This window comes from Duganella fentianensis (assembly GCF_964031615.1).
GTDB lineage: Bacteria > Pseudomonadota > Gammaproteobacteria > Burkholderiales > Burkholderiaceae_D > Rugamonas > Rugamonas fentianensis_A.
This window is the reverse complement of the sequence record NZ_CAXIQN010000021.1, coordinates 16,114-43,075: the sequence shown is the minus strand read 5'-3', so window position 1 is coordinate 43,075 and position 26,962 is coordinate 16,114. Positions and strand designations below refer to the sequence as shown.

Genomic DNA, 26,962 nt, shown 5'->3' with positions numbered 1-26,962 from the left:
CATACATGGCAGTGGTGGCCCTGTCCGATAAAGAGTTCTCGCAGTTCCAGCGCTTCATCTACGATGCGGCGGGAATCTCCATGGCCAATGGCAAACAGGCACTGGTCAGCGGCCGGCTGGCCAAGCGGCTGGCGCACCACCAGCTCAATAGCTACGGCGACTATCTGCGCATGCTGGAAAACCGCGACCACAGCCGCGAACTGCAGATTGCCATCGATCTGCTGACTACCAACGAGACCTATTTTTTCCGCGAGCCCAAACACTTTGCCCTGCTGCGCGATCTGGCCGAGCAGGCCCGTACGGCAAGGCGCAGCATGCGGGTGTGGAGCGCTGCCAGTTCCACTGGCGAAGAACCCTACAGCATCGCCATGGTACTGGCGGACGTGCTGGGCGATGGCGCATGGGAAGTGCTGGGTACCGACATCAGCACGCGGGTGCTGGAGCGGGCGCGCCTGGGCCACTATTCGATGGAACGTGCTAGCGGCATCCCGATCGACCTGCTGCGGCGTTTCTGTCTGAAAGGGCAGGGCAAGGAAGCCGGCACCATGCTGGTGGAAAAAGCCTTGCGCCAGCGCGTACAGTTTATGCATCTGAACCTGAACCAGCCCTTGCCGAAACTGGGCAGCTTCGACGTGATCTTCCTGCGCAACGTGATGATCTACTTTAATCTGGAGACCAAGCGGCAACTGGTGTCACGCCTGATGACGCACCTGCGTTCCGGCGGCTATCTGCTGATCGGCCATTCGGAGACGCTGAATGACATTAACGATACGCTGCAGGCTGTGGCGCCGTCCATCTATCGCAAGCCATGAACACCATGCCCGACACCAAAGTGATCGATATTTTTCTGATGCCCGGCGATGTCTTCGTCGGCGACGAACAATATCGCGTGCGCACTTTGCTGGGGTCCTGTGTTTCCGTCACGCTGTGGCATCCATTGCTGCGCATCGGTGCCATGTCGCACTTCCAGCTGCCGGGGCATGGGCGGCGGCGTCATCACAGCCAGCCCGGCATTTATGGTGCCGATGCAATGGAACTGATGTGCGATGGACTGGCCCAGCATGGTGTGCCGCTGATCCAGTGTCAGGGCAAGATTTTCGGTGGCGGAGCCATGTTTCCGGGGCATAGCAAGGCGCCCGATATCGGCGCCCAGAACGGCGACTTTGCGCGCGACAGCCTGCGCGAGCATGGCATACCACTGGTGTCGGAAAGCCTGTTCGGCGTCGGCCACCGGCAACTGATATTCACCATCCGCACGGGCGAGGTTCTGAGTCGGCAGGTTGCACCGGAACTGGCGCTGGTGGGTGGCAAGCAGACCAGAAAAGGACAGGTATGAGCGGAATCAACGTGATGATCGTGGATGATTCGGCGGTGGTACGGCAGGTGCTGAGCGGCCTGCTGAACGACGCGCCCGGCATCCATGTCAGCTATGCGGTGGCCAATCCGCTGCTGGCGATAGACCGCATGAAAGTGCAGTGGCCCGATGTGATCGTGCTCGATGTGGAAATGCCCAAGATGGACGGCATTACCTTCCTGCGCAAGATCATGGCCGAGCGTCCCACGCCGGTGGTGATCTGTTCCACCCTGACGGAAAAAGGTGCGCAGACTTCGATGGAAGCGCTCAGTGCCGGCGCGGTGGCCATCATCACCAAGCCACGGCTGGATCTCAAGCAGTTCCTGCACGACAGTGCCGACGAACTGATTTCGGCCGTGCGCGCCGCTGCCGGCGCCCGTGTGGGCAAGCTGATGAACCGTCCCGCGCCGCCACCGGTGACGGCCAAGCTGACGGCCGACGCGGTGCTGCCGCCACTCGATGCGCGGCCGATGAGCGCCACCACCGAGCGGGTGGTGGCGATCGGCACTTCTACCGGTGGTACCCAGGCGCTGGAAGAAGTGCTGACGGCTTTGCCGCGGGTTTCGCCCGGCATTGTGGTGGTGCAGCACATGCCGGAAAAATTCACCGCCGCGTTTGCGGCGCGGCTCGATAGCGTGTGTCAGGTCAAGGTCAAGGAAGCGGCGAATAATGACCGTGTGCTGCAGGGGCAGGTGCTGATTGCGCCGGGCGGCAAGCACATGCTGCTGCGCCGTACCGGTGCGCAGTATTTTGTCGAAGTGGTGGATGGTCCGCTGGTGAACCGCCACCGCCCCTCGGTGGATGTGCTGTTCCGCTCGGCCGCACGGGCGGCCGGTGCCAATGCGCTAGGGGTGATCATGACGGGCATGGGCGATGATGGCGCGGCCGGCCTGCTGGAAATGCTCAAAGCCGGTGCGCGCACAGTGGCGCAGGACGAAGCCAGCTGTGTGGTGTATGGCATGCCCAAAGAAGCGGTCAAGCGCGGGGCGGTGGAGAAGTCGATGCCGCTCAATCTGATCTATCGTGAAATTCTGCAGCAACTGGCGTATTGATGGATGCCCTGATGAGCGAAGCGACGGACACTGCCGCCATGGATAACCCGCCACCAGCACGCACGTGGGCGGGCCAGCGCGTGCTGGTGGTAGAAGACAGCACGGTGCAGCGTGGCTATCTGGCTGGCCTGCTGCGCCAGCTGGAATTCGGCGAAATTCTGGAAGCGGCGGATGGTAACGAAGCCTTGCAGGTGCTGGAGCGCTTTGGCGAGTTCGGAACTTATCTGGTGCTGACGGATCTGGAAATGCCGGGCATGGATGGCATCGAGCTGACCTGCCAGCTGCGTGAGCGCAGTCTGGCACGCCATCTGATTGTGGTCAGTGCGCGGGATCCGCGCCTGCTGGAAATAGTCGAGAGCATGAGTTTCGAAGGCGGACAGATCGACCTGCTGGGCACCTTGCTCAAGCCAGTGCAGCTCGATGCGCTGGGTATGCTGCTGGCCCGTGCCGGTAACAAGGCCGAGCCACGCACCGTCTGCGCCCAGCCGGACCGGCCCTGCATCGAAGTGCTGCAGCAGGCCATTGCACAGAAACAGTTCGTGCCGTACTTCCAGCCCAAGATCGCGATTGCCAATGGCCACCTGCGCGGACTGGAAGCACTGGCGCGCTGGCAGCATCCGCAGCGTGGCGTGCTGGCGCCGCTGCACTTCATCGACGCGCTGGAAGGCACGCCGCTGATGGCGGATTTTACGTTGCTGATGTTGCAGCAGGTGCTGGAGCGCCTGACCGAATGGAAGCATGCAGGGCTGCCGCCGCTGACGGTGGCTATCAATCTGTCGGCCGACAATCTGGCCGAGCGCAGTTTTATCGACCGCATGACGGAGCTGGTGGAAGCTTCCGGCGTGCCGACTTCGTCGCTGGTGTGGGAGGTGACGGAAACGGCGGTGATGCGCCAGTTGTCGCAGGCACTGACCAATATGGGACGGCTGCGCCTGATGGGTTACGGGCTGGCGATGGATGATTTCGGCATCGGCTATTCGTCCATGCAGCAGTTTGCCCGCTGCCCGTTCACGGAACTGAAAATCGACCGGGCTTTTGTCAACGGCGCGGCGCAATGGCCTAACCGGCTAGGGGTACTGAAAGGTGCGCTGGATCTGGCGCGTAGTCTGGATGTGGCCACCGTGGCCGAGGGGGTGGAGTTAATGGAAGACTGGCAGTTGTTAGGCAAGCTGGGATGCGATATGGCGCAGGGTTATCTGCTGGCCAGACCGATGCCGGCGCAGGATCTGGTGGGCTGGATCAAGCATGACCGGCGTCGTTTGAAAGCGCTGGCGGAACAGACGTAGTCAATAAATTCAATCGGTTTCAACTCTGAGGGGAATCACTATGTTTTCGACTTTAACGGTTCGGACGAAATTGATCGCACTGCTGACGATCGCCGTACTGGCACTGGTAGTGGTGGTCGCACTGGCGTTTAATGGCCTCAAGCAGGACGCCCTGATGCTCGATGAAATCGGCAAGAACCGCATGCCCTCGGTGAAAGCGCTACAGGTGATCAACGAGGGTAAGACGGCACTGCGTTCCGCTAGCCGGGGCATGGACGCTACGGCGCCCTATCCGGACGAAGTCGCCAATCTGACGCAAGAGCTAAAGCGCAAGCAGGAGATATTTGCCGAGATCGACAAGGCATGGAAGACTTACGATGCTTTGCCGCAGGAGCCGGAAGAAGCCAAGGTCTGGGACGTGTTCGTCAAGCAGTGGGATGCCTGGAAAGCGCGCGACGCCACGGTTAATGAACTGGCAGCACAGATCGTGCGTAGCGAACCCGCCAAGCGCAAGGAATTGTTCGAGCAATTGCACAAGACGCTGGCCGAGAATCGTCCTTTCTTCAGTGCGGCGTCCGAGAGTCTGGAAAAGCTGGTCACCTTAAACGTGGGTTATGGCGAGGATGCTGTCAAGAATGCGGAAGCGGCGTCGGAGCGGGCACGCAATCTGATGTACACCGCTTCGGGAATTTCGCTGGGTTTGCTGATGCTGGTTGGTGTGCTGATCCTGAATGGCATTATGAAGCAGCTTGGTGGTGATCCTGCGTATGCCGCTGAGATTGTGCGGCAAGTGGCGGACGGCGATCTGAGTGCCGAAGTGGAAGTCAAAGCCGGTGACACCACCAGCCTGCTGGCCGCCATGAAGGGCATGATCGAGAAGCTCTCGCATGTGGTTAATGAAGTCAACAACGGCGCCGAAGCGCTGGCCAGCGCCTCCGAAGAAGTCAGCGCCACCGCCCAGTCGCTATCGCAGGCCGCCAGCGAGCAGGCGGCCGGCACCGAGGAAACCAGTGCTTCGGTTGAGCAGATGACGGCGTCGATTTCGCAGAACACGGAAAATGCCCGCGTCACCGACGGCATCGCCAGCAAGGCGGCAGTGGAAGCGGCCGAAGGCGGCGAAGCCGTGAAGTCGACCGTCGCTGCGATGCAGCAGATCGCCAAGAAAATCAGCATCATCGACGATATCGCCTACCAGACTAACCTGCTGGCACTGAATGCCGCCATTGAAGCTGCCCGCGCCGGTGAACACGGTAAAGGCTTCGCCGTGGTGGCGGCCGAGGTGCGCAAACTGGCCGAACGTAGTCAGGTGGCGGCGCAGGAAATCGAACAGGTGGCGTCGAGCAGCGTGGAACTGGCCGAGAAAGCCGGTCATTTGCTTGATGAAATGGTGCCGAATATCCGCCGCACTTCGAATCTGGTACAGGAAATTACCGCCGCTTCGGAAGAACAGTCGGCCGGTGTGGGGCAGATTAATTCGGCGGTGACGCAACTGAGCCAGACCACCCAGCAGAATGCTTCCAGTTCGGAGGAACTGGCGGCAACGGCGGAGGAAATGAGCTCGCAGGCCGAACAGCTGCAGCAGACTATGTCGTTCTTCAAGCTGGCCGGTGGTACCCGTACGGTGCGGCCTGCCGTGGTGCACCGGCCCGGCAAACCGTCGGCACGCAGCGGCGGTATGGGCAGTAGCCGGCGCATGGCAGAAATGAGCGAGCCTGACGAGTCCCACTTCGTCAAGTTCTGAGCGGGGCCGCCATGAGCAGCCTGACGCTAGCGCAGCCGCAGTCGCAGTCGTCGCCCTCAGTGGCTGCAGGCTCGGCGCAGTACCTGAGCTTCATGCTGGGACGCGAGATGTTCGCCATCGGCATACTGGCGGTGCGCGAGATCCTCGAATATCTGGGGGTGACGCCGGTACCGCAGATGCCGCCCTGTATCAGCGGCGTAATCAATCTGCGCGGTACGGCCGTGCCGGTGCTGGATCTGGCGCGCCGGCTGGAACGGGCGACGGGAGAAATTACCAAGCGTACCTGCATCATTGTGGTGGAGGTAGCCAGCGCAGACGGACCGTTTGTGATCGGAATACTGGTCGATGCAGTGAACGCCGTGCTCGATATTAGCGCAGCCGATATCGAAGCGCCGCCCACTTTCGGTGCGCAAGTGCGGGCTGAAATGCTGCAGGGCATAGGCAAGGTGCAGGGGCGTTTCGTACTGCTGCTGAATGTGCAGAACGTGGTGTCGGGCAGCGATCTGGCCGCCATGGTGGCCAGCGGCGTGCGCCCGCAGGAAGCCGGCAGCTGATCACCTCAGCTGCCGGCCGTGTGTCGCAGGTGAATTACGGTTTGACGAACTTCAGGGTCATGCGGTCGCTTTCGCCGATGGCCTGATACTTGGCGCGATCTTCATCCTTGTTGGTGTAGGTGGGTGGCAGCGCCCACACGCCGCCTTTATGGTCGGCCGTATCTTTCGGGTTGGCGTTGACTTCCGACTTGGCCAGCAGCTTGAAGCCTGCCGCTTCGGCCAGACCGATCACATACTGCTCATGCATGTAGCCGCTGCTGGCGGAAGCATCCTGCACCTTGCCTGCCGGCAGACGGTGCTCGACGATGCCGAACACACCGCCTTTTTTCAGGCTGGTGTAGACGCTGCCGAACAGCGCTTTCAGATTATCCGGACCGGTCGGCATCCAGTTATGGATGTTACGGAAGGTCACCACCAGATCCACACTGCCTGCCGGTGCGTAGGCATAGGCACCACGGGCCGGGGCAAACACGCCCAGTGCTACCTTGTTGTATACCTCCGGCTTGGCATTCAGACGGGCCATAAAACGCTCGGCCGATTTGCGCTCGCCTTCGCCGGGCGCCGCCAGATCAGGGCCGGCGGCAATCAGCTTGCCGCGTTCGCGCAGATACGGTGCGAGGATCTCTGTGTACCAGCCGCCACCGGGTGCCAGTTCTACCACCGTCATGCCGGGCTGTATGCCGAAAAAGCTCAGGGTTTCATACGGATGGCGGTAGACGTCGCGCGCCACATTGTCCGGCGTGCGCGATGGAGCGGCGATGGCCGCCTTGAGTGCCGCGTCTTCAGCGGCGGTGGCGCCAGCGGCAGCGCAGAATAGCAGGGTGCTTGCCAGTGCCGACAGGATGGAACGTTTCATGCGAAATCTCCTCGGGTTGCAGAATAGGGTGACACGCCACTGCGCGTCCAGCGCGATGATCGTTCAAGCTTGTCGTAAGGTCAAGCAAATCCCCTTAGTGCGTACGGGGGATTAGCGCGGACACCAGCCGGACACTGGCCGGACAGTTTGCGGACACCGTGGTCACGGAAAACCCTGCTGACAGGGCGCGCCGGACAGCGGATTGCGAGCTGCAATCGATGGCACATATTTTGCCTGTACCGTAGCTTAATCTGGCGCTAAGATTGAATTACCAGCCATTACAGCGGCGGATATGTCAGGTGCAGTAGAACGTAGAAAACGGCGGAGCAAAACTCCAGCCGTGGCCAGTAGGCCAGTCTTCCCAACCTAGTTGTGACACTCTGGAGATACGATGGAACGACGTGCATTCCTCAATATAAGTAGTCTGGCGCTGGGCACCATGCTGCTGCCCGCCTTCGGCCGCGCGATTGCGGCAGAAGATCTGCTCAAGCCAGTCGCCCTGCAATTCAAGAAGATGCTGGCCGATACCGCCATGACGGCGGCCACCCAGGCTGGTGCTTCCTACTGCGACGTACGGGTAGGGCGCTACCTGAACCAGTTCATCACCACCCGTGATCTGAACGTGGAAAACGTGGTCAACACGGAATCGGCCGGTGTCGGCATCCGCGTGATCGCAGGCGGTGCCTACGGCTTTGCCGCCACCAATGACATGAGTGCCGATGGCGTGGCCGCTGCCGCACGTCAGGCTGTGGCAATTGCCAAGGCCAATGCCAAACTGCAGACCGAACCCCTGATCCTCGCGCCGGTCAAAGGTGTGGGTGAAGTGGCGTGGGCCACGCCTATCGTCAAGGACTGGCGCACCGTGCCGATCAAGGAGAAGGCCGAACTGCTGATCTCTGCCAACAAGGCCGGGATGGAAGGCGGCGCCAACTTCATGCAGTCGCTGCTGTTCCAGGTGAACCAGCAGAAGTACTTCGCTTCGACCGATGGCTCCTACATCGATCAGGATATGCACCGTCTGTGGATGCCGGTCTTTGCTACCGCGGTCGATCAGAAGACCAACAAGTTCCGCTCGCGTCAGGGCCTGTCGGTGCCAGTCGGCATGGGCTACGAATATCTGGATGCCCGCCCCGAGCACAAAATCAAGGCAGCGGGCGGCGTGACCACGCTGTACACCAAGTCCTATGACCTGATCGAAGATGCGCGCGCTGCAGGCAAGCAGGCCAAGGCCAAGCTGACTGCCAAGTCGGTGGAACCGGGCAAATACGATCTGGTGCTGTCGCCGGAACACCTGTGGCTGACCATACACGAATCGGTCGGTCACCCGACCGAACTTGATCGCGTGCTCGGCTACGAAGCCAACTACGCCGGCACCAGTTTCGCCACGCTGGATAAATGGCAGACCAAGAAATTCAAATACGGCTCGGAGCTGGTCAACATCGTGGCCGACAAGACCACTCCGGGTTCGCTCGGCAATGTCGGCTATGACGATGAAGGCGTCAAGTGCAAGCGCTGGGACATCATCAAGGACGGCATCCTCGTCAACTATCAGGCCACGCGTGATCAGGCGCACATCATCGGCGAAAAAGAATCGCACGGCTGCTCGTACGCGGATAACTGGAGCAGTGTGCAGTTCCAGCGTATGCCTAACGTCTCGCTTTCTGCAGGCAAGAAGAAGCTGACCCCGGATGAAATGATCAAGGACGTCAAGAAGGGTATCTACATCGTTGGCGATGGTTCCTTCTCGATCGACCAGCAGCGCTACAACTTCCAGTTCGGCGGCCAGCTGTACTACGAAATCAAGGACGGCAAGATCGGCCAGATGCTGGAAGACGTGGCCTATCAATCGAATACCCAGGAGTTCTGGAATGCCTGCGTGGGCATCTGCGACGAGCGCGACTGGCGCATGGGCGGTTCCTTCTTTGATGGTAAGGGACAGCCGTCGCAGGTTTCGGTGGTGTCGCACGGCGCAAGTACCACGCGCTTCAACGGCATCAACGTCATTAACACCGCACGCAAAATCGGCTAAGCCCTGGAGATTACGAGATGAAGAATTTGAGTCAAGAAGAAGCAAAACATATTTGCGACAAGGTGCTGTCCTACTCCACGGCTGACCAGTGCGAAGTGAATATTACCGGCAGCCGCAAGGGCAATATCCGCTATGCGCGTAATGCCGTTTCCACCGCGGGTCTGATCGAAGATACCCAGCTGGTAGTGTCGGTTGCCTTCGGCAAGAAGCAGGGTACGGCTACCATCAACGAGTTCGATGACAAGTCGCTGGAAAAAGCCGTGCGCCGTGCGGAAGATCTGGCCAAGCTGGCACCGGAAAATCCGGAGTTCATGCCGACCCCGGACAAGCAGGTATTCGCTGCCAGCGATACCTTCTTCCAGAAGACTGCCGACATCGATCCGGAGTTCCGCGCGCAGGTGGCTGCCTACAGCATCGAGAACAGCCGCAAGAACAAGCTGGTTGCAGCAGGCTTCTTCAGCGATAACGCCACCTTCAATGCGGTGGCAAATTCGAAAGGCGTGTTCGGCTTCCAGCGCGATACGGGGCTGGATTTCACCGTGACTGTACGTACCGAAGATGGTCGCGGTTCGGGCTGGGCCAAGCGCAGCGTGGGCGACGTCAATAAATTCGACGCGCGTGAAGCATCGAATGTGGCGATCGAAAAAGCTCTGCGTTCGGTCGATGCCAAGGCACTGGAACCGGGCCGCTACACGGTGATTCTGGAACCGGCGGCGACCTCCGATCTGCTGGGCTTCATGTTCTCCGGCTTCGATGCGCGTCAGGCCGACGAAGGCCGCAGCTTCCTGTCCAAGAAAGGCGGCGGCAATCGTCTGGGCGAAAAGCTGTTTGACGAGCAGGTGAATGTCTGGTCCGACCCTTGGGACAAGGATGTGGCCGTGCTGCCGTGGGATGCCGGCAGCCTGCTGGCGCGCGAACGTCAGGACATCATCAAGGGCGGTAAAGTGGCCAATCTCGGTTACTCGACCTACTGGGCCAAGAAGCAGGGCAAGCGCGCCGTCGGCACGCCCGGCAACATCATCATGGCTGGTACCAACAAGTCCACCGAGGAGCTGATCGCCAATACCAAGAAGGGCGTGCTGGTAACGCGCACCTGGTATATCCGTATGGTCGATCCGCAATCGGTGCTGCTGACGGGCCTGACCCGCGACGGTACCTTCTACATCGAGAACGGCAAGATCAAGCACCCGATCAAGAACTTCCGCTTCAACGAAAGCCCTGTAACGATGTTGAACAATATCGAAGAACTGGGCCGTCCGGAAATTCTGTCGGGTGACGAGTCGCAGTTCCAGCTGCTGATACCGGCCATGCGCGTACGTGATTTCAACTTCACCTCGCTGTCGGATGCCGTCTAAAGTCAGGTAGTCACCGGGGCCGGAAGCTATTCCGGCCCTGTTTTCATTTCAGGGAGTTATTGTGGAACGACGTTCATTTCTCAAGATAAGCGCTGCCGCTGGCGGTAGCCTGCTGATACCGGTGTTCGGCCATACCATCGCCGCGGAAGAGCTGCTGAATCCGATGGCGGTGCAGTTCAAGAAAGCGCTGGCCGATGCGGCCATGAACGCCGCCACGCAGGCCGGTGCCAGTTATTGCGACGTGCGTATAGGCCGCTACCTCAACCAGTTTCTCACCACGCGCGATCTGAACGTGGAAAACATCGTCAACACGGAATCGTCCGGTGTCGGCGTGCGCGTGATCGCCAACGGCGCTTATGGTTTCTGCTCGACCAATGTGATGACGCCTGACTCGGTGGTGGCGGCAGCACGGCAGGCGGTGGCAATAGCCCGTGCCAACGCCAAGCTGCAGACCGAACCTGTGGTGCTGGCACCCGTTAAAGGCGTAGGCGAAGTGGCGTGGGCCACGCCCTTCAAGAAGGACTGGCGCACGGTGCCCATCAAGGAAAAGGCCGAGATGCTGATCGCTGCCAACAAGGCCGGTCTGGAAGCGGGTGCCAGCTTCATGGCCGCCAATCTGTTCCAGGTGAACCAGCAGAAGTATTTCGCTTCTACCGACGGTTCCTACATCGATCAGGACATTCACCGTCTGTGGTCGCCGCTGACGGCAACCGCCGTCGATAAAGCCACCAACCGTTTCCGCACCCGTGACGGTCTGTCCTCGCCGGCCAGCATGGGCTATGAATTCTTTGATGCCAAGCCGGCCAACCGTGTGGCTGCTGCCGGTGGCGTCACCACGCTGTACAAGGGCGCCTACGATCTGATCGAGGATGCCCGCGCGGCGGGCCGGCAGGCACGCGAAAAGCTGACAGCCAAATCCGTCGAACCTGGCAAGTACGATCTGGTGCTGTCGCCCGAGCACCTGTTCCTCACCATCCATGAATCGGTTGGCCACGCCACCGAACTGGATCGTGTGCTGGGCTACGAAGCCAACTATGCCGGCACCAGCTTCGCCACGCTGGATAAATGGCGTGCGAAGAATTTCAAATACGGTTCCGACATCGTCAACTTCGTGGCCGACAAAACTACTCCCGGCTCGCTTGGCTGCGTGGGCTACGACGATGAAGGCGTGCCGTCCAAACGCTGGGACATTATCCGCAACGGTGTCCTCGTCAACTATCAGGCTACGCGCGATCAGGCGGCCATCATCGGCGAGAAGGAATCGCATGGCTGCTCTTATGCCGATAGCTGGAGCAGTGTGCAGTTCCAGCGTATGCCCAACGTTTCGCTGGAAGCGGGCAAACACAAGCTGACGCCGGACGAGATGGTCAAGGACGTCAAGAAAGGCATCTATATTCTGGGCCGCGGCTCGTATTCGATCGACCAGCAGCGCTACAACTTCCAGTTCGGTGGCCAACTGTATTTCGAGATTAAGAACGGCAAGATCACCAACCCGATCGAAGACGTGGCCTACCAGTCGAACACGCAGGAATTCTGGAATGCCTGTTCGGCCCTGTGCGACGAGCGCGACTGGCGCATGGGCGGTTCCTTCTTCGACGGTAAGGGCCAGCCTAGTCAGGTCAGCGCGGTATCGCATGGTTCGCCTACCACGCGCTTCAACGGTATCAACGTCATCAACACTGCCCGCAAGATAGGATAAGCCATGAAGATGCTCACTCAGGAAGAGACCAAGCGTATCTGCGACAAAGTCATGAGCTATGCGCAGGCCGACGAATGCCGGGTGCAGATCAGTGGCAGCCGGCAGGGCAATATCCGCTATGCGCGCAACAGCGTATCGACGGCCGGTCTGGTGGAAAATACCCAGCTGACCGTCAGCGTGGCCTTCGGCAAGCGTCAGGGCACCGCGTCGATCAACGAGTTTGATGACAAATCGCTGGAAAAAGCCGTGCGGCGTGCCGAAGATGTGGCGCGGCTGGCACCGGAAAATCCCGAGTTCATGCCGGCGATTAAACAGCAGGAATACAAGGCCACCAGCACCTTCAATGCGGCGACTGCCGCCATCGATCCCGAATACCGTGCCGAAGTGGCAGCGGCCAGCATCAACGCCTGCCGCAAGCAGGGGCTGGTGGCAGCAGGCTTCTTTGTCGATAAGACGGGCTTCGAAACCATCGCCAATTCGAACGGCGTGTTCGGGCATCAGGCCTACAGTGATCTGGATTTCACCATCACCACCCGCACCGAAGACGGACGCGGTTCCGGCTGGGCCACCCGTGCCGCCAGCGATGCACGCCTGTTCAGTGCGCGCGAAGCGTCGGAAGTGGCGATCGAAAAAGCCTTGCGTTCGGTCGAGGCCAAGGCGCTGGAACCGGGCCGCTACACGGTGATACTGGAACCAGCGGCCACCTCGGAAATTATCGGCCGTATGTTCGGCGCTTTTGACGCGCGTCAGGCCGACGAGGGGCGTAGCTTCCTGTCGAAGAAGGGCGGCGGTAACCGCCTCGGTGAAAAGCTGTTCGATGAACAGGTGAATGTCTGGGCCGATCCGTGGAATACGGAAGTGCCGGTACTGCCATGGGATAGTGCTTCCATGCTGGCACGCCGTCGTACCGATGTGATCAAGGGTGGCCAGATCGCCTCGCTCGACTACACCCGTTACTGGGCCGCTAAACAGGGACAGCAGGCGTTTGGCCGGCACGGCAATATGATCATGGCTGGTGGCGGCAAATCGACCGAGGAGCTGATCGCCAGTACCAAGAAGGGCGTGCTGGTCACGCGCACATGGTATATCCGTATGGTTGATCCGCAGTCGCTGCTGCTCACGGGCCTGACCCGTGACGGTACCTTCTACATCGAGAACGGCAAGATCAAGCACCCGATCAAGAACTTCCGCTTCAACGAAAGCCCTGTCTCGATGCTGAACAATATCGAGGAACTGGGCAAGCCGGTGGTGATCGGTGGCGACGAAGTGCGCTTCCAGATGCTGATACCGCCGATGAAGGTGCGCGACTTTAACTTTACCTCGCTGTCGGACGCAGTCTGAGGCAGCACGGGATAGCGCGTGGCCAGTTACGATTTCTATTTCACCCGCCTGACTTACGAGTCGGGCGATTGGGATGTGGATATCCGCATGCCGAGCAATGTGCTCAACTCGCTGGTCGAATATACGACCCTGCGGGTGGATCCCGTTGAGCGCATTGTCGCGCTATCCGACCCGAAGATGCTGGAAGCGCCGTTCTGCTATTTCGCTGGCCACAAGCTGGTGCAGTTCACGCCAGCCGAGCGGCGCAATCTGGAACGCTATGTGCGTGGTGGTGGCTTCCTGTTCGTGGATGACTGCAACCACGATATCGATGGACTGTTCGCCAAATCGTTCGAGGCTGAAATCGGCCGTATCTTCGGCGCGAAGGCGCTGCACAAGATACCCAACAACCATCCCGTGTATTCGAGCTTCTTCCATTTCGACGGACCGCCGAATACCAGCGTAGAACTGAACGGCTGGGGCGACGATCTGGTGCACGACTACCTGAAGGCAGTGGAGTTCGGCGGCCGCGTGCGGCTTTTGTACAGTAACAAGGATTACGGTTGCGAGTGGGATTACGACTTCCGCAACAAACGCTGGCTGGCGATTGATAACACCCGCTTTGCCGTCAACATCATTCAATACGCGTTGGGAGCTTGATTTTGTCTACATTGATGCAGGCCGAAGGTGCCGTCGCCTGGAGCGAAAATGAAATCGGAGCGCTGAGTGCCAAAGTCACGGCGCTCAAGGCCAGCATGGCGCGCGTAATCATCGGTCAGGAAAACGTGATCGACTCGCTCATCATCTGCCTGCTGGCTGGCGGCCATGCGCTGGTGGAAGGTGTACCGGGGCTGGGCAAGACGCTGCTGGTGAAGTCACTCTCGCAAGCTACCGATATGGACTTTCATCGCGTGCAGTTCACGCCCGACCTGATGCCGTCCGATATCGTCGGCACCGAGATACTGGAAGAAGACCACGCCACCGGCAAGCGCGAGTTCCGCTTCCAGCAAGGCCCCGTGTTCACGCAGGTGCTGCTGGCCGACGAGATTAACCGTGCGCCACCCAAGACCCAGTCGGCACTGCTGGAAGCCATGCAGGAGCGCAGCGTTACCTTCGCCGGCCGCACGCACCGTTTGCCCAAGCCCTTCTTCGTGCTGGCCACCCAGAATCCTATCGAGCAGGCTGGCACGTATCCGCTGCCGGAGGCGCAGCTGGACCGCTTCCTGTTGCGCATCGATGTCGGCTATCCGACCGAAGCGGAAGAAATCGCCATGGTGTCGGCCACCACCCATACGGGCTTGCGCGATGCCGAGCCGGTGATGGATGTGGCGACCCTGCTGCGTTTGCAGCAACTGGTGCGCGATATCGAGATCGGCGATCACCTGCTGGCCTATGCAACCCGACTGATCCGCGCTACCCGTCCTGCCCTGAGTACGGTGCCCGCCGTGCAGAAGCATGTGGGCTGGGGCGCCGGCCCACGTGCCGGACAGGCACTGGTACTGGCAGCCAAGGCGCGTGCGCTGATGCAGCAGCGGCTGGCAGTGACGCGGGAAGATATTGCGGAGATGCTGTTGCCGGTGCTGGCGCACCGCGTGCTGCGCAACTTCGAAGCGGAAGCGGACGGCATCGCGATTGCCGAGATTCTGCAGGCGCTGCGCGAACAGATCCGTCCCGAATAAGGCCGTTAGCAGACCATGATGCCTACCACCGCCGTGATGGCGCAGACCCGTGATCTGGATCTGGTGATTCGTCACGTGCTGGCGGGGCTCGGCCACGGCATCCATGCGGGCCGCGAACGGGGCGCCGGCGTGGAGTTTTCCGAGTACCGCGCGTATGCGCCCGGCGACGAATGGCGCCGCGTGGACTGGAAGTTGCTGGCCCGTGCCGACCGTTACTTTATCCGCGAAGCGGAGCGCGATAGCCATGTGGCCGTCTGGCTCTGGCTGGATGCCACGGCGTCCATGGCCGAACCTAGCCGCGAAATCAATGGCATCGACAAGTTATGGTTTGCCCGCACTGTGCTGGCCTGCGTGGCGGCGATCGCCCAGCGTCAGGGCGATGCGTTCGGGCTGGTAGTATGCAGCGGCGACAAGGTGGATTTCACGCCAGCTGCTCGCGGGCCGCGCCAGTTGCAGCGCGTGCTGGCACAGCTGAACAAGGCGCAGCCGCTGGGTGGCCTGCCCGCTAGCGAAGTGCTGAAAGCCCATCTGCATTTTGCCCGCAGCCCCAGCGTGATGTTTGTCGCCAGCGATTTTCTCGACTGGCCTTCGCCGCTTAGCGAGGCGCTGCAGCGCCTGCGCCGTATGCGTCACGATGTGCGGCTGCTGACCTTACGCACGCAGGCCGAAGTGGATGCCAGTTTCCGCGCCGGTGCCGCCTATCGTGATCCTGAGCGCAGTAGCGGCCTGCATCGTCTGAACAGCGCCGACCGTGCCAGCTACCGCGAGCAGAGCCGCGCCCATTTCGATAGCGTGGCGCAGGCCTGCCGGCAGAGCGATATCGTGCACTGCGAGGCGCGTATCGAGCAGCCGGTGGTGGAAGTGCTGCGCGGCTGGCTGCGCGCGGCCAGCGCACGAAGGGCTGCCAGCTAATGATCTTGAGTTCATATCCCTACTGGTGGCTGGCCTTGCCGCTGCTGTTGCTGCCGTGGTGGTGGCACCGCCAGAAGCGCCAGCGCCTGACAGCAGAGCCGCTGGCAACGGCACGCTTCCTGCCTGCCGCCGCGCCGCAGCAGCTACGCATCTGGCAGTGGCGTGACCGGCTGCTGTTACTGGTGCGCTGCCTGCTGCTGATTGCGCTGCTGGCATGGCTGGCGGCGACCATCGTGCCGTGGCGTGGTGATACTGTGCTGCTGGATCAAGGTGCCGATCCGGTGTGGGCGCAGCAGCAGATTGCTGCGGCAGGCATGGCGCACGCCCCGCAGATGGAACTGCCTGCCCAGCCATTGCGCTGGCTCGCCGAGCATGAGCGCGAGTGGCGCGCTGCGGCGCGGCTGCTGATCGTGAGCCGCGCGCAGCAACTGGCGATGCCTGCGCATCCGCCGCAATTTGCCCATGCGGTGGCAGTGCGTACTTTGCCCGCTCCGGCGAACGGCGCCCAGCAGAAAGTAGCGCCTGCGCTGCCTGTGCAGGAAGTGGTGCTGGCGACCACACCGGAACGCATGGCGCTATGGCGTGCCATGTTCGCTGCCTTTGCCAGTGTGTCAGCGGATCAGGCGCAAGGCGCGCAGCCGGTGCGCCTGGCCGATGCGCCTAGTCCGGCAACCAGCCTGATTATCTGGGATAGACCCGATGCAGTGCCCGCGCAGTGGGCGGCACCGCACTGGTGGCTGGGAACCGCGACTCCGCACAAGCTTAAGGTAGCGGGGCAGGCAGCGCAGGACGGTGTAGCGGCGGCAGGGCAGCCGGTGGATGTTCAGCTGGCGAGCGGCATGCATCTACAGTATGCCGATACGGCGCAGGGACGTTTCTGGACGTCGGCGGCGTTCCCGCCGCGCGATGCCGAGGCCGCCCGTGTACTGTACGAAAGCTGGCAGCAGTTACAGCCAGCCGCCGTACCATCCTACGGACTGACTTCGCAGCAGTGGAGTGCCACGGCCAGTGCTGGCGTGCGCATACTTGATGCGGAACCGGCGCGCTGGCTGGCCTATGTGCTGCTGGCGCTATTTCTGATTGAACGGGTACTGAGCCATGCGCGACGAATCTGAGCTGTTACGTCAGCGCCTGCGCCGCGCGGTGTTCGTGCGCCGTCTGCCCGTCTGGGCGGCGCTGCTGGCGCCGCTGCTGATCGCCGTCTGGCTGCTGCCGGCAGCACGTTTAATGATGCTGGCGGGTCTGCTAATGGCAGCACTGTGGGTGGTTTATGATTTGCAGCGCTGGCGTCAGCGCATTCATGCGGAATGGACTTCGTGGTTGAACGCAGCCATTCCGGCACTGGAGGATAGCGCCGATCTGCTGGCGATGGATGCCATTTCCGCCATCGGCCGCCTGCAGCAGCAACGCTTGCTGGCGCGTCTGCACGCCGTGCTGGGCGAGGCCGACTATACAGCGATTGCCCGCAGCCGTGCGCGCTGGCCCGTGTTGCCGCTGCTGGTAATGCTGCTGTGGCTTGTGATGGGCAGCGTGGTGCAGAGTCGCCAGTCGTCCGGCGGCGCGCCCGTAGCAGCGCAGCGCAGTGCCCGTGTGGCCGGTGGTGGCGAAGTCTATCTGCGCGTGGTGCCGCCAGCCTATACGGGTAGCAAGGCTTTCGAGACGGCGGCGCGCGATCTGCAGATAGGGCAGTATTCCGAGGTGTACTGGTGCCTCAAGGATGCCGGCAAGGTGCTGCCTGCAGTAGAACTGGGCGATGGCAGCGTGCTGCAACTGGGCGCCGAGTGTGTGCGCCAGCGCGTGGAAGAATCGCTGTTCTGGCGACTGCGCCAGACGGGTGCTAGCCGCTACACCATACGCGTGATTCCTGATCAGGCGCCGGAGGTGACGATTACGGAGCCCACCGAACTGATACATGTGCTGGCGCGTGATGCACGCAGCGTGCAGATTGCCGTCAGTGCGAAGGATGATTATGCGATCAGCCGCGCCAGCCTGCACATGACGCTGGCGCGCGGTAGCGGCGAGAATATCCGCTTCAGCGACCGCGAAGTGCCGCTGCCGCAGTCGGGCAATCCGAAAGAGCGCAACTGGAAGAAGCAGTGGAGTCTGGGCGAACTGGGTATGGAGCCGGGTGATGAACTGTATTTCTTCGTGCGCGCGAGCGACAATGCGCCCGATCATCCGCATACCACCCAGTCGCCGACCTACACGCTGCGCCTGCCCGCGCCTGAAGCGGAAAGTCTGGATGCAACCGCCTTGCCTAGTCTGGCCAAGCCGGAGACGCTGCGCAGCCAGCGCCAGATCATCATCGATACCGAGCAGTTGCTGGCCGATATGAAGGCGCAGCCCAATATGCCGCCCGCTACGGTGCGCAGCCGCAGCGAAGCCATCGCCAATGATCAGGCCAAGCTGCGCCTGCGTTACGGCCAGTTCCTTGGTGAAGAATCCAGCCTGTTCGGCGATGAACACGCGGACGAACATGGCCACGAAGACGGCCCGCCAGCAGCGGGCTTTGGTCGTGATAGTTCCATGCTCAAGGAGTTCGGTCATGCCCACGATCAGGAAGACAACGCCACCATCTTCGATCCCAAGACCAAAGCGATCTTGAAGCGCGCACTGGCAGCGATGTGGGATGCCGAGAAATCGCTGCGTGCCATCACGCCGAAGACAGCACTGCCGCCCGAATACAAGGCGCTCGAAGCGATCAAGGAATTGCAGTCTGCCGAGCGTATCTATCTGCATCGCACGGCATTTGTGCCGCCGGCACTGAAGGAAGAGAAGCGCATGAGTGGTGATATTGTCGGCGTGCTGGGTTACAAGCGGGCGCAGGGCACGGCTGCCACTAGTGTGCCTGCCGAAGTGCGCGAGCTGGTGCAGGCACTGACGCAGGATGGCACTTTGCCGGCGCTGTGGAGCAAGGCTGCGCGTGAAGCCATCAGCCAGCGCATCACCGACCCCGAACAGAAGCTGGCAGCGCAGCGTGCCGTGCAGGATGTACAGGATGGCTGTGTGCCTTGCCGAGGCGAGCTGCGTGCATGGCTGCGCGGCACCCTGACAGAAGCGCCTGTGCTGCTACAGGCACGCAGTGTCAGTGATACAGCATTCCGCCGTGCGTGGAGTGGCAAGGAGCCCGTGCAATGAACACCGCCATGTTATCGGCCATATTCGCCTCGACTTCGTTCGAGCAGTGGTTAGTGCGACTGGTCATTGTGCTGGCCGGTGCGGTCAGCGCTGCGCTGTATCTGCGGAAGCGCCAGCGGATCAATGCTGCGCTGGTGTTGCTGGCCGCATTGGCGCTGGCGTTCACACTGGCGGGATTGCGCCTGCCGGCCGGTGCAGCGGCGCCGCTGGTGATCCAGAGCGATGCGCCCACGGCGATCATTGCAACGCAACTGCAGGGCGTGGCCGCTGCCAGTGCGATTGATTTGCGCGGCGATGGTTTGCGCGATGCCGAGTGGCGCGATGTGCCGGCCCGCCCGCTGCAATGGACGCCCAAGGCAGCCGATCTGCTATGGCTGGACTTCCCGCGCACGCTGGCATTAGGACGGCAGTTCACGCTGACAGTACGGCGCGGCGTAGCGCAGAGTGGCTGGCGCTTGCAACTGCTGGCGGAGAACCGTCAGGTGCTGGCGGATTCCGGCCCCGCTGCCCAAGCCAGTACCACGCTGAGTGTGCAATGGCTGCCGCCAGTCGCAGAAGCCATGGTGCTGCAGGCGCGCTTACTGGATGCGGCAGGCAAGGTGCTAGCGCAGGGGGCCTTGCCCTTGCAGGTAAAGGTGGCGACGCCGTTACAGGTGCGTGGTTTGTTCGATGCGCCATCGTTCGATGCGCGTAGCCTGAACCAGTTGCTGGTAGATGGTGGCGCGCTGGTGGACTGGAATGTCACGCTGGGCAAATCGATCGCCCGACAGGAGACGGCAAGTGCAGCGCTGACCGCTCCGAATCTGTTGTTTGCCGATGCTGCCTATATCGAACATCTGGCACCCGCTGCACGTAGCGCCTTGCTGGCGCAGGTGAAGCAGGGTGTGCCACTGGTGGTGCTGGGCGGGAATGCGTCGGATACGGCGCTGTGGCAGCGTGAATTCGGCCTGCGTCTGCAGGTCCAGTCGGCTACCACGGAGAAGGAGGATATGCGCCAGTTTGCGCTGGCTGGTTCGCAGCTGGCGCTGGCACCGGCCCCTTGGAATCCGTCGGGGCAGAGCGCAGGCTGGAGCGTGCTTGCTCAGGATGACAGGAAGCAGCCGTGGTTGTGGCAGCGCGATCTGCAGCGTGGCCGGGTGGTCTGGCTGGGCCTAACGGAATGGCACCGCTATGCCATCAGCGCGCCGCAGGCACTGGCGACGTGGTGGCAGGGGGCGCTCGATACCCTCGCTTTGCCGAGCAGTAGCAAGCTGGCATGGCAGCTGGATGATCCTATGCCGCTGGCAGGACTGCGCAGCGAACTGTGTGTGCAGGGCGCAGCGGCGGGCACCGTGCTGCAGGTGCAGGGCATGCCGCCGCAGCCCTTGCAGCGCCGCGGTGACAAGGCGGCTGCGGTCTGCGCTGCCGTCTGGCCAGCGCAGGCAGGCTGGCTGTCCATGACGCTGGGTGATACACAGGAAACCGAGCGCGTGTACGTGTACGGCGCGAATGACTGGCTGGCGTGGCAGCGCGCGTTGCGGCGTGATGCCACGGCGCGCTATGCTGCGCGCCATACTCCGCAGGTGCCGGTGCACGCATCTGGTGGTGCGGCACCGGCACCTGCGGCACAACAGCCGGCTGCACTGCTGCCGGTCGCCCCTGCAGGTCTGCTGTTCATCGTCTGCATGCTGACGCTGTGGTGGCGCGAGCAGTTCAGTCCTGCTGCCACTGCTGCACGTACGCCGGAGCCGGCGTAACGCAGCCCTCGTCCATCACCGGTGCCAGCGGCTTCAGTGCCAGCGGCAATACGCCTGCCCATGCTGGCTGCTGCATATCTTCCTCATCATCGTTCGGACCACCTGTGCGGATTTTGCAGGCCGCTTCCGCCAGGCTGATGCGCAGGATGGTGGTGGCGGCATATTCCTTATCCGAACCAGCGCGGATTTCTGCCTGACGCCCGGGTGCCAGATGTTCCATGAAGTTTTCCAGCGCACGATGGCGCTGGGTTTCGTCGCTGACCACTACAAAGCGGCCATAGATCATGGCCGAACGGTAGTTCATCGAATGATTGAACGCAGAACGTGCCAGCACCAGTCCATCGAGATGGGTAATCGTCACACAGCATTCGCTTTCCGTCAGGCGCTTGAGCATACGGCTGCCGTTGGAACCGTGAATGTACAGGTGGCCGCCTTCGCGCCAGCAGGCCGTAGGAATGCAGTGTGCGCCCTTGTCGTCGGCAAAGGCGATGTGGCACAGGTAGGCCGCATCGACGATGGCATGCAGGGTGGCCGTGTCGTAGACGGCATTGGTGGGAATGCGGCGGATACGCGTGCGCTCGCTCGGTGCTGCGGCAGTTTCTGGTGTGGTCATAAGCTCCATCCGGTTGAATTGAAGTGCCAATATAATGGAGTGATGGTTCCTTAAAAAGATCCAGAACCTTGTTATTTTTTGGAGCCAGAATGGATTACTCCCTGCTGTTCAACGCCTACATTGCCCGTCACGGCCAGCATGGCTGGTCACGCCAGCGCCTGCTGCACGAATGCTTACGTAGTGCGATCCGGCAGGGCACGCTGGCCGCCGGTACGGCAATGGCTCCTTCGCGCGCGCTGGCCGAGGAATTGCAGGTGGCACGCAATACCGTGCTGTATGCCTACGAGCAGCTTGCCAGCGAAGGCTATGTGCATAGTGACCGGCGCGGCACAGTGGTGGCGGCGGTGCCCCTGCAGGTGGCTAGCGCGCAAGTGGTGCCGCCTGCCGTGCAGGTGGGGCTGGCAGAGCGCGTGCGTAATCTGCGCACGCCACCCACGGCGGTGCATCTGGCCGGTGCCTTCGTGCCCGGTGTGCCGGCGCTCGATCACTTTCCACTGGCCTTGTGGCGTCGTCTACTGGAACGGGCTTGGCGCAGCCTGACACCGGCCCAGCTCAATTATGGCGATGTGGCCGGCGAGTGGCCGCTGCGGGTGGCCGTGGCCGAACATTTGCGCGCCGCCCGCGGCGTGGTATGCGATGCGGCGCAAGTGTTCATTACGGATGGTACCCAGAGCAGTCTTGATATGTGTCTGCGTGCGCTGGCCGATGTGGGCGACACCATCTGGATCGAGCACCCCGGTTATGCCGGTGCGCTGGCAGCAGCACGTGCCGCCAGCCTGAATGTGGCCGGTATCGAGGTGGACGACGAGGGTATTGCACCGCAGCCGGATGACTGGCTGTTACGCCCGCCAAGGCTGATCTACACCACGCCGTCGCACCAGTACCCGCTGGGCAGCGTGCTGAGTCTGAGCCGCCGGATAGCGCTGATCGAAGCAGCGCGCCGTGCCGGTGCGCTGATTATCGAAGACGATTACGACAGTGAATTCCGTCATGATGGCGCCCCCCTGTCGGCCATGCAGGGACTGGCCGATGATGCGCCCGTGGTGTATCTGGGCACCTTCAGCAAGACCATGTTCCCCGCGCTGCGCATAGGCTTTGTGGTGGTGCCGGCGGCACTGGCACCGGCGTTTGCGCAGATGCGTGCGCAGTCGTCGGCACGGGGGCGCGTGGGGGAGCAGCTGGCACTGGCCGAGTTCCTGCAAAGCGGGCAGTTTGCCCGTCATGTGCGGCGTATGCGGCGGCTGTATAGGCAGCGGCGTGATGCGCTGGTGGCGGCGCTGGAACGCCATCTGGGCCAGCATGTCACGCTGCACGGCACATCGGCCGGCATGCATCTGGCGCTGTGTTTCAGGGATCAGGGCTGGAGCGATGTGGTGATCAGCCAGCGCCTGCTGGAGCAGGGCGTGGTGGCGGAAGCCTTGAGCGCCAAGGCCACGCAGGGTGGCGTGCTTGCGCAGGGGCTGATGCTCGGCTATGCACAGGTGCCAGCCGAGCAGATGGAAGGGCTGGTATTACAGCTAGCGGCGGCCTTGCCTGTGCGCCGCTAGCGATTCCGCTTAGAAGGCGGTGTCAGCACGCACGTACATGCTGCGGCCATTCACGCCGATCGGGCAGGTTTCCCAGCACTGGGTGAAGCCCAGTTTCGGGAACACGCCGCCGTTGCTCCAGTTCGACGGAGTCTGGTTGAACAGATTGTTCACACCCACGCTGAAGAAGGTGCGCTTGGTATAGGCATACCGCACCGAAGCATCGACCAGCCAGCGCGCATCCCATTTCTGCAGCGGGCTGAAGTTTTCAGCCTGTACTTCGCCGTAGTAGTTGGCGCGCGTGTTCAGGTTCCACTGGCCGGCCGTGTAATCCGCTGCCACCACATGGTGCTTGCGTGGCTGGCCGTGTTCGATCAGGGTCACTTGCGACTGGTCGAACAGCTGGGCACCGCTCAGCACCGACGAGGTGGAATGGCGCTTGGTGACTTCCGTCTTGTTGAAGCCCAGCTGGCCGGACAGCACCAGCGTGGAAGCGGCGAACTTGGAAGTATGTTCGGCTACGATATCCAGACCACGGGTACGGGTATCGACCGCGTTGGTGAAGAACTGCGCCTGACCTACGCCCAGCGGCTTGAGGATGTTGGCGATCGGGCCGCCATTGGCTTCCGGGGCGATCTCGCTCGAGAACACGATGCGGTCCTTGATCTTGATCTCGTACAGGTCAGCCGTCAGCGACATATTGCTGGCCGGACGCAGCACCATGCCGACGCTGCCGCTGGTGGAGGTTTCTTCTTTCAGCGGCGCGATGCCGAAGGCCTTGGTCACGGCGCTGCCCTGACGCGCAGTCAGGGTTTCCGTCAGCACGCCGTTATTCAGGTTGGTGGAAACGGAGCTGTAGAACTCCTGCTGCACGCTCGGTGCACGGAAGCCGGTGGACAGGCTGCCGCGCAGACCGAACTGCTTGGTGGGGTCGAAGCGGGCGCTCAGCTTGCCGGTGACGGTGCTGCCGAAGTCCGAGTATTTTTCGTAGCGCACGGCGCCGCCCAGCGTCAGCTCGTTGACGGGCTTGTGCTCGGCGTCGAGGAACAGGGCGATGTTGTGGCGGCCCGAATCGACCGCGGTGGCCGGGGTGTAGCCGGGGAAGCCCTGTATGCCGGAAGCTGCGGTAGCGCCGCTCGGGGTCTTGATGACGATGGCCGGATTATTGGTGCGGCCATACTGGTAGGACACCGGATCACCCGCTACGATCTGGTAGTTGTCGGCGCGGTATTCGAAGCCGGTGGCGAGGAAGATGCTGGCGCCGCCCAGTTGCACCGGACCTTTGATGTCGGCGTTGAAGGTGGTCTGGTTGAATTTCAGCGTGCCTGTATCGGCTTCGCGCGGCGATTCGCCGTAGATGCTGCCATCGGCTTTTTTCTCGTACCAGTAGCTGACGTTCAGACTGTCCGATTCATGGAAGGCCAGTTCGCTGGCGCCGTAGTTGATGCTGATGTCGGCTTTCCAGTCATTGGCCAGATCGCGCCGGTAGCCGAAAGCGAACGAGGCATCCTTGATGGTGGTGTGGATGGCTGGCAGGTAGCCGTTAGGCGATACGGCAGGCACGGTGCGGTCGTCGCCGGCCGAACGGAAGAAACCGAAGGAATCGCTCTTGCGCTTGGAGACACCACCGAAGGCATAGAACTCGCTGGCCTTGTCGATCGGCAGGGCGCCGTTCCACCACAGGTAGCCATCCTTGGTATTGCTGTCGCCGATGTGCTGGGTGACGCGCGGTGGATTGACGCGCAGCGAGTCGACGCCGGCGCGGTTGGTTTCGCCCCGTTTGCGGGCTTCCGCCGTCAGGTTGAGGAAGCCGCCATCCTGACCCAGTGCGAAGCCGGTATTCGCGCTGGCCGAGTACATATCGCCGTCGCCTTCCGAGGTGGTGCCGAGGCTGCCGCTGGCCTGCGTTTCGCTGGTCTGCGACTTCAGCACGATGTTGATCACGCCGGCGATGGCGTCCGAGCCGTACTGGGCGGCCGCGCCGTCACGCAGTACTTCGATGTGGTGAATCGCGCCCAGCGGAATGGCGTTGATGTCGGTACCAGCCGAACCACGACCGATGGTCTGCTGCACATTCAGCAGGGCCTGCTGGTGGCGGCGCTTGCCATTCACCAGTACCAGTACCTGATCGGGGCCCAGCGAACGCAGGGTGGCCGGACGGATCGAATCGGTACCGTCGCTGATGAAGGTGCTGGAGAAGTTGAAGGATGGATCCAGCGTCTGCAGCAGCTTGCCCAGTTCCAGCGGGCCGGCGGTCTGCATGTCTTTCAGGCTGATCAGGCCCACCGGAGCGGCCGTATCGAGTGCGGTTTTGGCGACCGAGCGCGAACCCAGTACCACCACGGTTTGTTCGGCCGGGGCGTCATTGCCTTCGGCGCTGGCGTAGCCGGTGGACAGGGCCAGAACGGCGGCTGCCAGCAGCGTGCGTTGGAATTGCGGTGCTCTTTTCATCGTTTTCTCTTTCTAGTTGGGACCTGCGCGGCGGTGACCGTCAAGGTGACTGGCGCAGGGCGGAGAAAAATACTAACGGTAGTTTTTGCAGTGCCGCAATTGTGGATGCCCCACTTTGTTGCGAATTCCGCACATCTGGCAATTTTTCGTGCTTTAAATTGGTGCGTGCCGTATTATGTTCGATGCATGCTCCATTTTCTGTGCAAAAGTGGTGCAAATTCACCACAGACCAGTGGATGCCGCGCCGCAATAGCGCAGCCTGCAAGGTTGATCTAGTGCTGATCCAGCATCCAGCCTTTGAGCCCGTTGACCCACGACTTGGCGGGCAGGTTGTAAGCCTTCTTGATGGCACCGGCCCGCTCGTACAGCACGCTGAAATCGAGCACGGGCGCGCGTTTGAAAGCGATCACGATGATGTTGGCATCATGCACTTCCGGTAACCATACGACGGCATCGAACACCTGTTCCATGGCCTGCAGATTTTTGTCGTAGTTGGAAAAGTCGCCGAACACATTGGTAGTCATCATGCCGTCTTCGCTCAGACAGTCAAAGCAAGCCTGATAGAACTCCGGCGTATCGAGCACGGGGCCGCGCGCCTCTTCGTCATACAGGTCGACCTGCAGGATATCCACCTTGCCGTGGTTGGCCGTATCGAGCACGAAATCCATGGCATTCATTTCCCGCACTTGCAGGCGTTCGTCGTTGGGTGGCAGGGTGAACTGGGCTTCGCACATGGCGATGACATTCGGATTGAGTTCGATCGCGCTGACGCGGGTATCGGGCAGGCGGCGGTAGCAGAACTTGGTGAGCGCGGCGCTGCCCAGCCCCAGTTGCACCACATGGCGCGGCTGCGGATTGAACAGCAGCCACATCATCATCATCTGGACGTATTCCAGTTCGATCTGGTCGGGCTTGGCGATGCGCATGGCACCCTGCACCCACGAGGTGCCCAGGTGCAGGCTGCGTACGCCCTGGAATTCGGTGATCGTGGCTGGCGGGTGGCCAGGAGCGTCGAAGCGGGTTTTGGTAGAGAGTTTCATGCCGGCAGTTTAGCAGCCGGCATGGCGGGGACGTAAAAAAAGACGCCGTAGCGTCTTTGGGAGGGGGGGCTAGCCTTTGCGGCGTCGTGCCACTACGCCTAGCAGGGCCAGACCGCCCAGCATCATGCCGTAGGTGGCAGGTTCTGGAACGGGGGCGGTGACATCCAGTGTACCGGCGTAGCTGGCGACACCGCTACCGGTACCATTGATGGTCAGCGTGATCAAGCCGGAGACCGGGGTGACAAAAAACACCGAACCGGAAACCGGCCACGAATTGACTACAGTCAGTGGCGTCCCATTGATATCTGCCCAGCTGAAATCCAGATTGCCGGTCACCGAGGCGATGTTGAAGAAAGCTCCCGTGGCCGAACCGGGCAGACCGGAATAGCTGAACTTATACGTATCGGTGAAAGCCTGACCATCCGAGTGGGTAGTCCCGAACGATATCGACCAGTTAGTGGGGCCACCCGTCATGGCGACGGTGGCTGGCGCATAGTCATTCGCATACGCCCCTGTGGTAGCGACAGCGAGTAAGCCCGCTGCTAAGAGTGAAGTTAATTTCATGTGATCCCCGCGTAGTGAGACATGTGAAAAAACCGAAAACATTGACTGCGAAGTCAAAGTACGCCTGTCGTTTTGGCA

The 26,962-nt window shown here is 61.5% G+C and carries 22 protein-coding genes; 17 read left to right on the top strand and 5 right to left on the bottom strand.

Annotated elements, in window-relative coordinates; all coding sequences use genetic code 11:
• The first annotated feature begins 5 nt into the window (after window positions 1–5).
• Genes ABNT42_RS16980 through ABNT42_RS16955 form a run of 6 tightly spaced genes read left to right on the top strand, consistent with a single transcriptional unit; the run spans window position 6 to window position 5,966 of the window.
• The gene (locus tag ABNT42_RS16980; protein WP_348698938.1) at window positions 6–812 is read left to right on the top strand and encodes a protein-glutamate O-methyltransferase CheR; all 807 of its coding nucleotides are present in this window, start codon (window positions 6–8) and stop codon (window positions 810–812) included.
• Entirely contained in the window at window positions 809–1,336 is a 528-nt protein-coding gene (locus ABNT42_RS16975) for a chemotaxis protein CheD (protein ID WP_348698937.1), read from the top strand. Before ABNT42_RS16980 ends, ABNT42_RS16975 begins: the two co-directional genes overlap by 4 nt.
• Window positions 1,333–2,406, top strand: coding sequence for a chemotaxis response regulator protein-glutamate methylesterase (locus ABNT42_RS16970; protein WP_348698935.1), 1,074 nt, complete (start codon window positions 1,333–1,335; stop codon window positions 2,404–2,406). The genes ABNT42_RS16975 and ABNT42_RS16970 overlap by 4 nt, the downstream gene beginning before the upstream one ends.
• Window positions 2,407–2,417: 11 nt before the next feature.
• Complete coding sequence (locus ABNT42_RS16965) at window positions 2,418–3,692, top strand: EAL domain-containing response regulator (RefSeq protein ID WP_348698933.1); 1,275 nt, start codon at window positions 2,418–2,420, stop codon at window positions 3,690–3,692.
• Between the two features lie 40 nt (window positions 3,693–3,732).
• Window positions 3,733–5,412, top strand: coding sequence for a methyl-accepting chemotaxis protein (locus tag ABNT42_RS16960; RefSeq protein ID WP_348698932.1), 1,680 nt, complete (start codon window positions 3,733–3,735; stop codon window positions 5,410–5,412).
• An 11-nt stretch (window positions 5,413–5,423) separates the two neighbouring features.
• On the top strand, window positions 5,424–5,966 hold the full coding sequence (locus ABNT42_RS16955; RefSeq protein ID WP_348698931.1) for a chemotaxis protein CheW: 543 nt from the start codon (window positions 5,424–5,426) through the stop codon (window positions 5,964–5,966).
• Window positions 5,967–6,000: 34 nt separating this feature from the next.
• On the opposite strand, the gene ABNT42_RS16950 is transcribed toward ABNT42_RS16955, so the two are convergent.
• Window positions 6,001–6,822 (bottom strand): methyltransferase, encoded by an 822-nt coding sequence (locus ABNT42_RS16950; RefSeq protein WP_348698930.1) that lies wholly within the window; start codon window positions 6,820–6,822, stop codon window positions 6,001–6,003.
• Window positions 6,823–7,213: 391 nt separating this feature from the next.
• Here ABNT42_RS16950 and ABNT42_RS16945 point away from each other — a divergent pair, with 391 nt between their 5' ends.
• The 10 genes from ABNT42_RS16945 to ABNT42_RS16900 all read left to right on the top strand — a co-directional run bounded on the left by ABNT42_RS16945 (window position 7,214) and on the right by ABNT42_RS16900 (window position 20,690).
• Complete coding sequence (locus tag ABNT42_RS16945) at window positions 7,214–8,851, top strand: TldD/PmbA family protein (protein ID WP_348698928.1); 1,638 nt, start codon at window positions 7,214–7,216, stop codon at window positions 8,849–8,851.
• A gap of 17 nt (window positions 8,852–8,868) precedes the next feature.
• Window positions 8,869–10,206 (top strand): TldD/PmbA family protein, encoded by a 1,338-nt coding sequence (locus ABNT42_RS16940; protein WP_348698926.1) that lies wholly within the window; start codon window positions 8,869–8,871, stop codon window positions 10,204–10,206.
• A gap of 61 nt (window positions 10,207–10,267) precedes the next feature.
• Window positions 10,268–11,905, top strand: a complete 1,638-nt coding sequence (locus ABNT42_RS16935) for a TldD/PmbA family protein (RefSeq protein WP_348698925.1) — start codon at window positions 10,268–10,270, stop codon at window positions 11,903–11,905.
• A gap of 3 nt (window positions 11,906–11,908) precedes the next feature.
• Window positions 11,909–13,246: a TldD/PmbA family protein gene (locus ABNT42_RS16930; RefSeq protein WP_348698923.1), complete on the top strand. Its 1,338-nt coding sequence runs from the start codon at window positions 11,909–11,911 to the stop codon at window positions 13,244–13,246.
• Between the two features lie 18 nt (window positions 13,247–13,264).
• Complete coding sequence (locus ABNT42_RS16925) at window positions 13,265–13,885, top strand: DUF4159 domain-containing protein (RefSeq protein WP_348698921.1); 621 nt, start codon at window positions 13,265–13,267, stop codon at window positions 13,883–13,885.
• A 14-nt stretch (window positions 13,886–13,899) separates the two neighbouring features.
• Window positions 13,900–14,904, top strand: a complete 1,005-nt coding sequence (locus ABNT42_RS16920) for a MoxR family ATPase (RefSeq protein WP_348698974.1) — start codon at window positions 13,900–13,902, stop codon at window positions 14,902–14,904.
• A gap of 15 nt (window positions 14,905–14,919) precedes the next feature.
• On the top strand, window positions 14,920–15,816 hold the full coding sequence (locus ABNT42_RS16915) for a DUF58 domain-containing protein (RefSeq protein WP_348698920.1): 897 nt from the start codon (window positions 14,920–14,922) through the stop codon (window positions 15,814–15,816).
• The gene (locus ABNT42_RS16910; RefSeq protein ID WP_348698918.1) at window positions 15,816–16,931 is read left to right on the top strand and encodes a hypothetical protein; all 1,116 of its coding nucleotides are present in this window, start codon (window positions 15,816–15,818) and stop codon (window positions 16,929–16,931) included. The genes ABNT42_RS16915 and ABNT42_RS16910 overlap by 1 nt, the downstream gene beginning before the upstream one ends.
• A complete protein-coding gene (locus tag ABNT42_RS16905) occupies window positions 16,915–18,954 on the top strand; it encodes a DUF4175 family protein (protein ID WP_348698916.1) in 2,040 nt (679 codons plus the stop codon). The genes ABNT42_RS16910 and ABNT42_RS16905 overlap by 17 nt, the downstream gene beginning before the upstream one ends.
• Entirely contained in the window at window positions 18,951–20,690 is a 1,740-nt protein-coding gene (locus ABNT42_RS16900; RefSeq protein ID WP_348698914.1) for a hypothetical protein, read from the top strand. Before ABNT42_RS16905 ends, ABNT42_RS16900 begins: the two co-directional genes overlap by 4 nt.
• On the opposite strand, the gene ABNT42_RS16895 is transcribed toward ABNT42_RS16900, so the two are convergent.
• A complete protein-coding gene (locus ABNT42_RS16895; RefSeq protein WP_348698912.1) occupies window positions 20,647–21,303 on the bottom strand; it encodes a pyridoxamine 5'-phosphate oxidase family protein in 657 nt (218 codons plus the stop codon). The genes ABNT42_RS16900 and ABNT42_RS16895 overlap by 44 nt on opposite strands.
• Window positions 21,304–21,392: 89 nt before the next feature.
• Between ABNT42_RS16895 and ABNT42_RS16890 the strand changes: the two genes are divergently transcribed.
• A complete protein-coding gene (locus ABNT42_RS16890; protein WP_348698910.1) occupies window positions 21,393–22,850 on the top strand; it encodes a PLP-dependent aminotransferase family protein in 1,458 nt (485 codons plus the stop codon).
• Window positions 22,851–22,859: 9 nt separating this feature from the next.
• Here the strand turns inward: ABNT42_RS16890 and ABNT42_RS16885 are convergent, their stop codons facing one another.
• The 3 genes from ABNT42_RS16885 to ABNT42_RS16875 form a co-directional block, all read right to left on the bottom strand.
• Window positions 22,860–25,280: a TonB-dependent receptor gene (locus ABNT42_RS16885; protein ID WP_348698908.1), complete on the bottom strand. Its 2,421-nt coding sequence runs from the start codon at window positions 25,278–25,280 to the stop codon at window positions 22,860–22,862.
• A 272-nt stretch (window positions 25,281–25,552) separates the two neighbouring features.
• Entirely contained in the window at window positions 25,553–26,320 is a 768-nt protein-coding gene (locus ABNT42_RS16880) for a spermidine synthase (RefSeq protein WP_348698906.1), read from the bottom strand.
• Between the two features lie 69 nt (window positions 26,321–26,389).
• A complete protein-coding gene (locus ABNT42_RS16875; protein ID WP_348698904.1) occupies window positions 26,390–26,884 on the bottom strand; it encodes an FxDxF family PEP-CTERM protein in 495 nt (164 codons plus the stop codon).
• Between the last annotated feature and the right edge of the window lie 78 nt (window positions 26,885–26,962).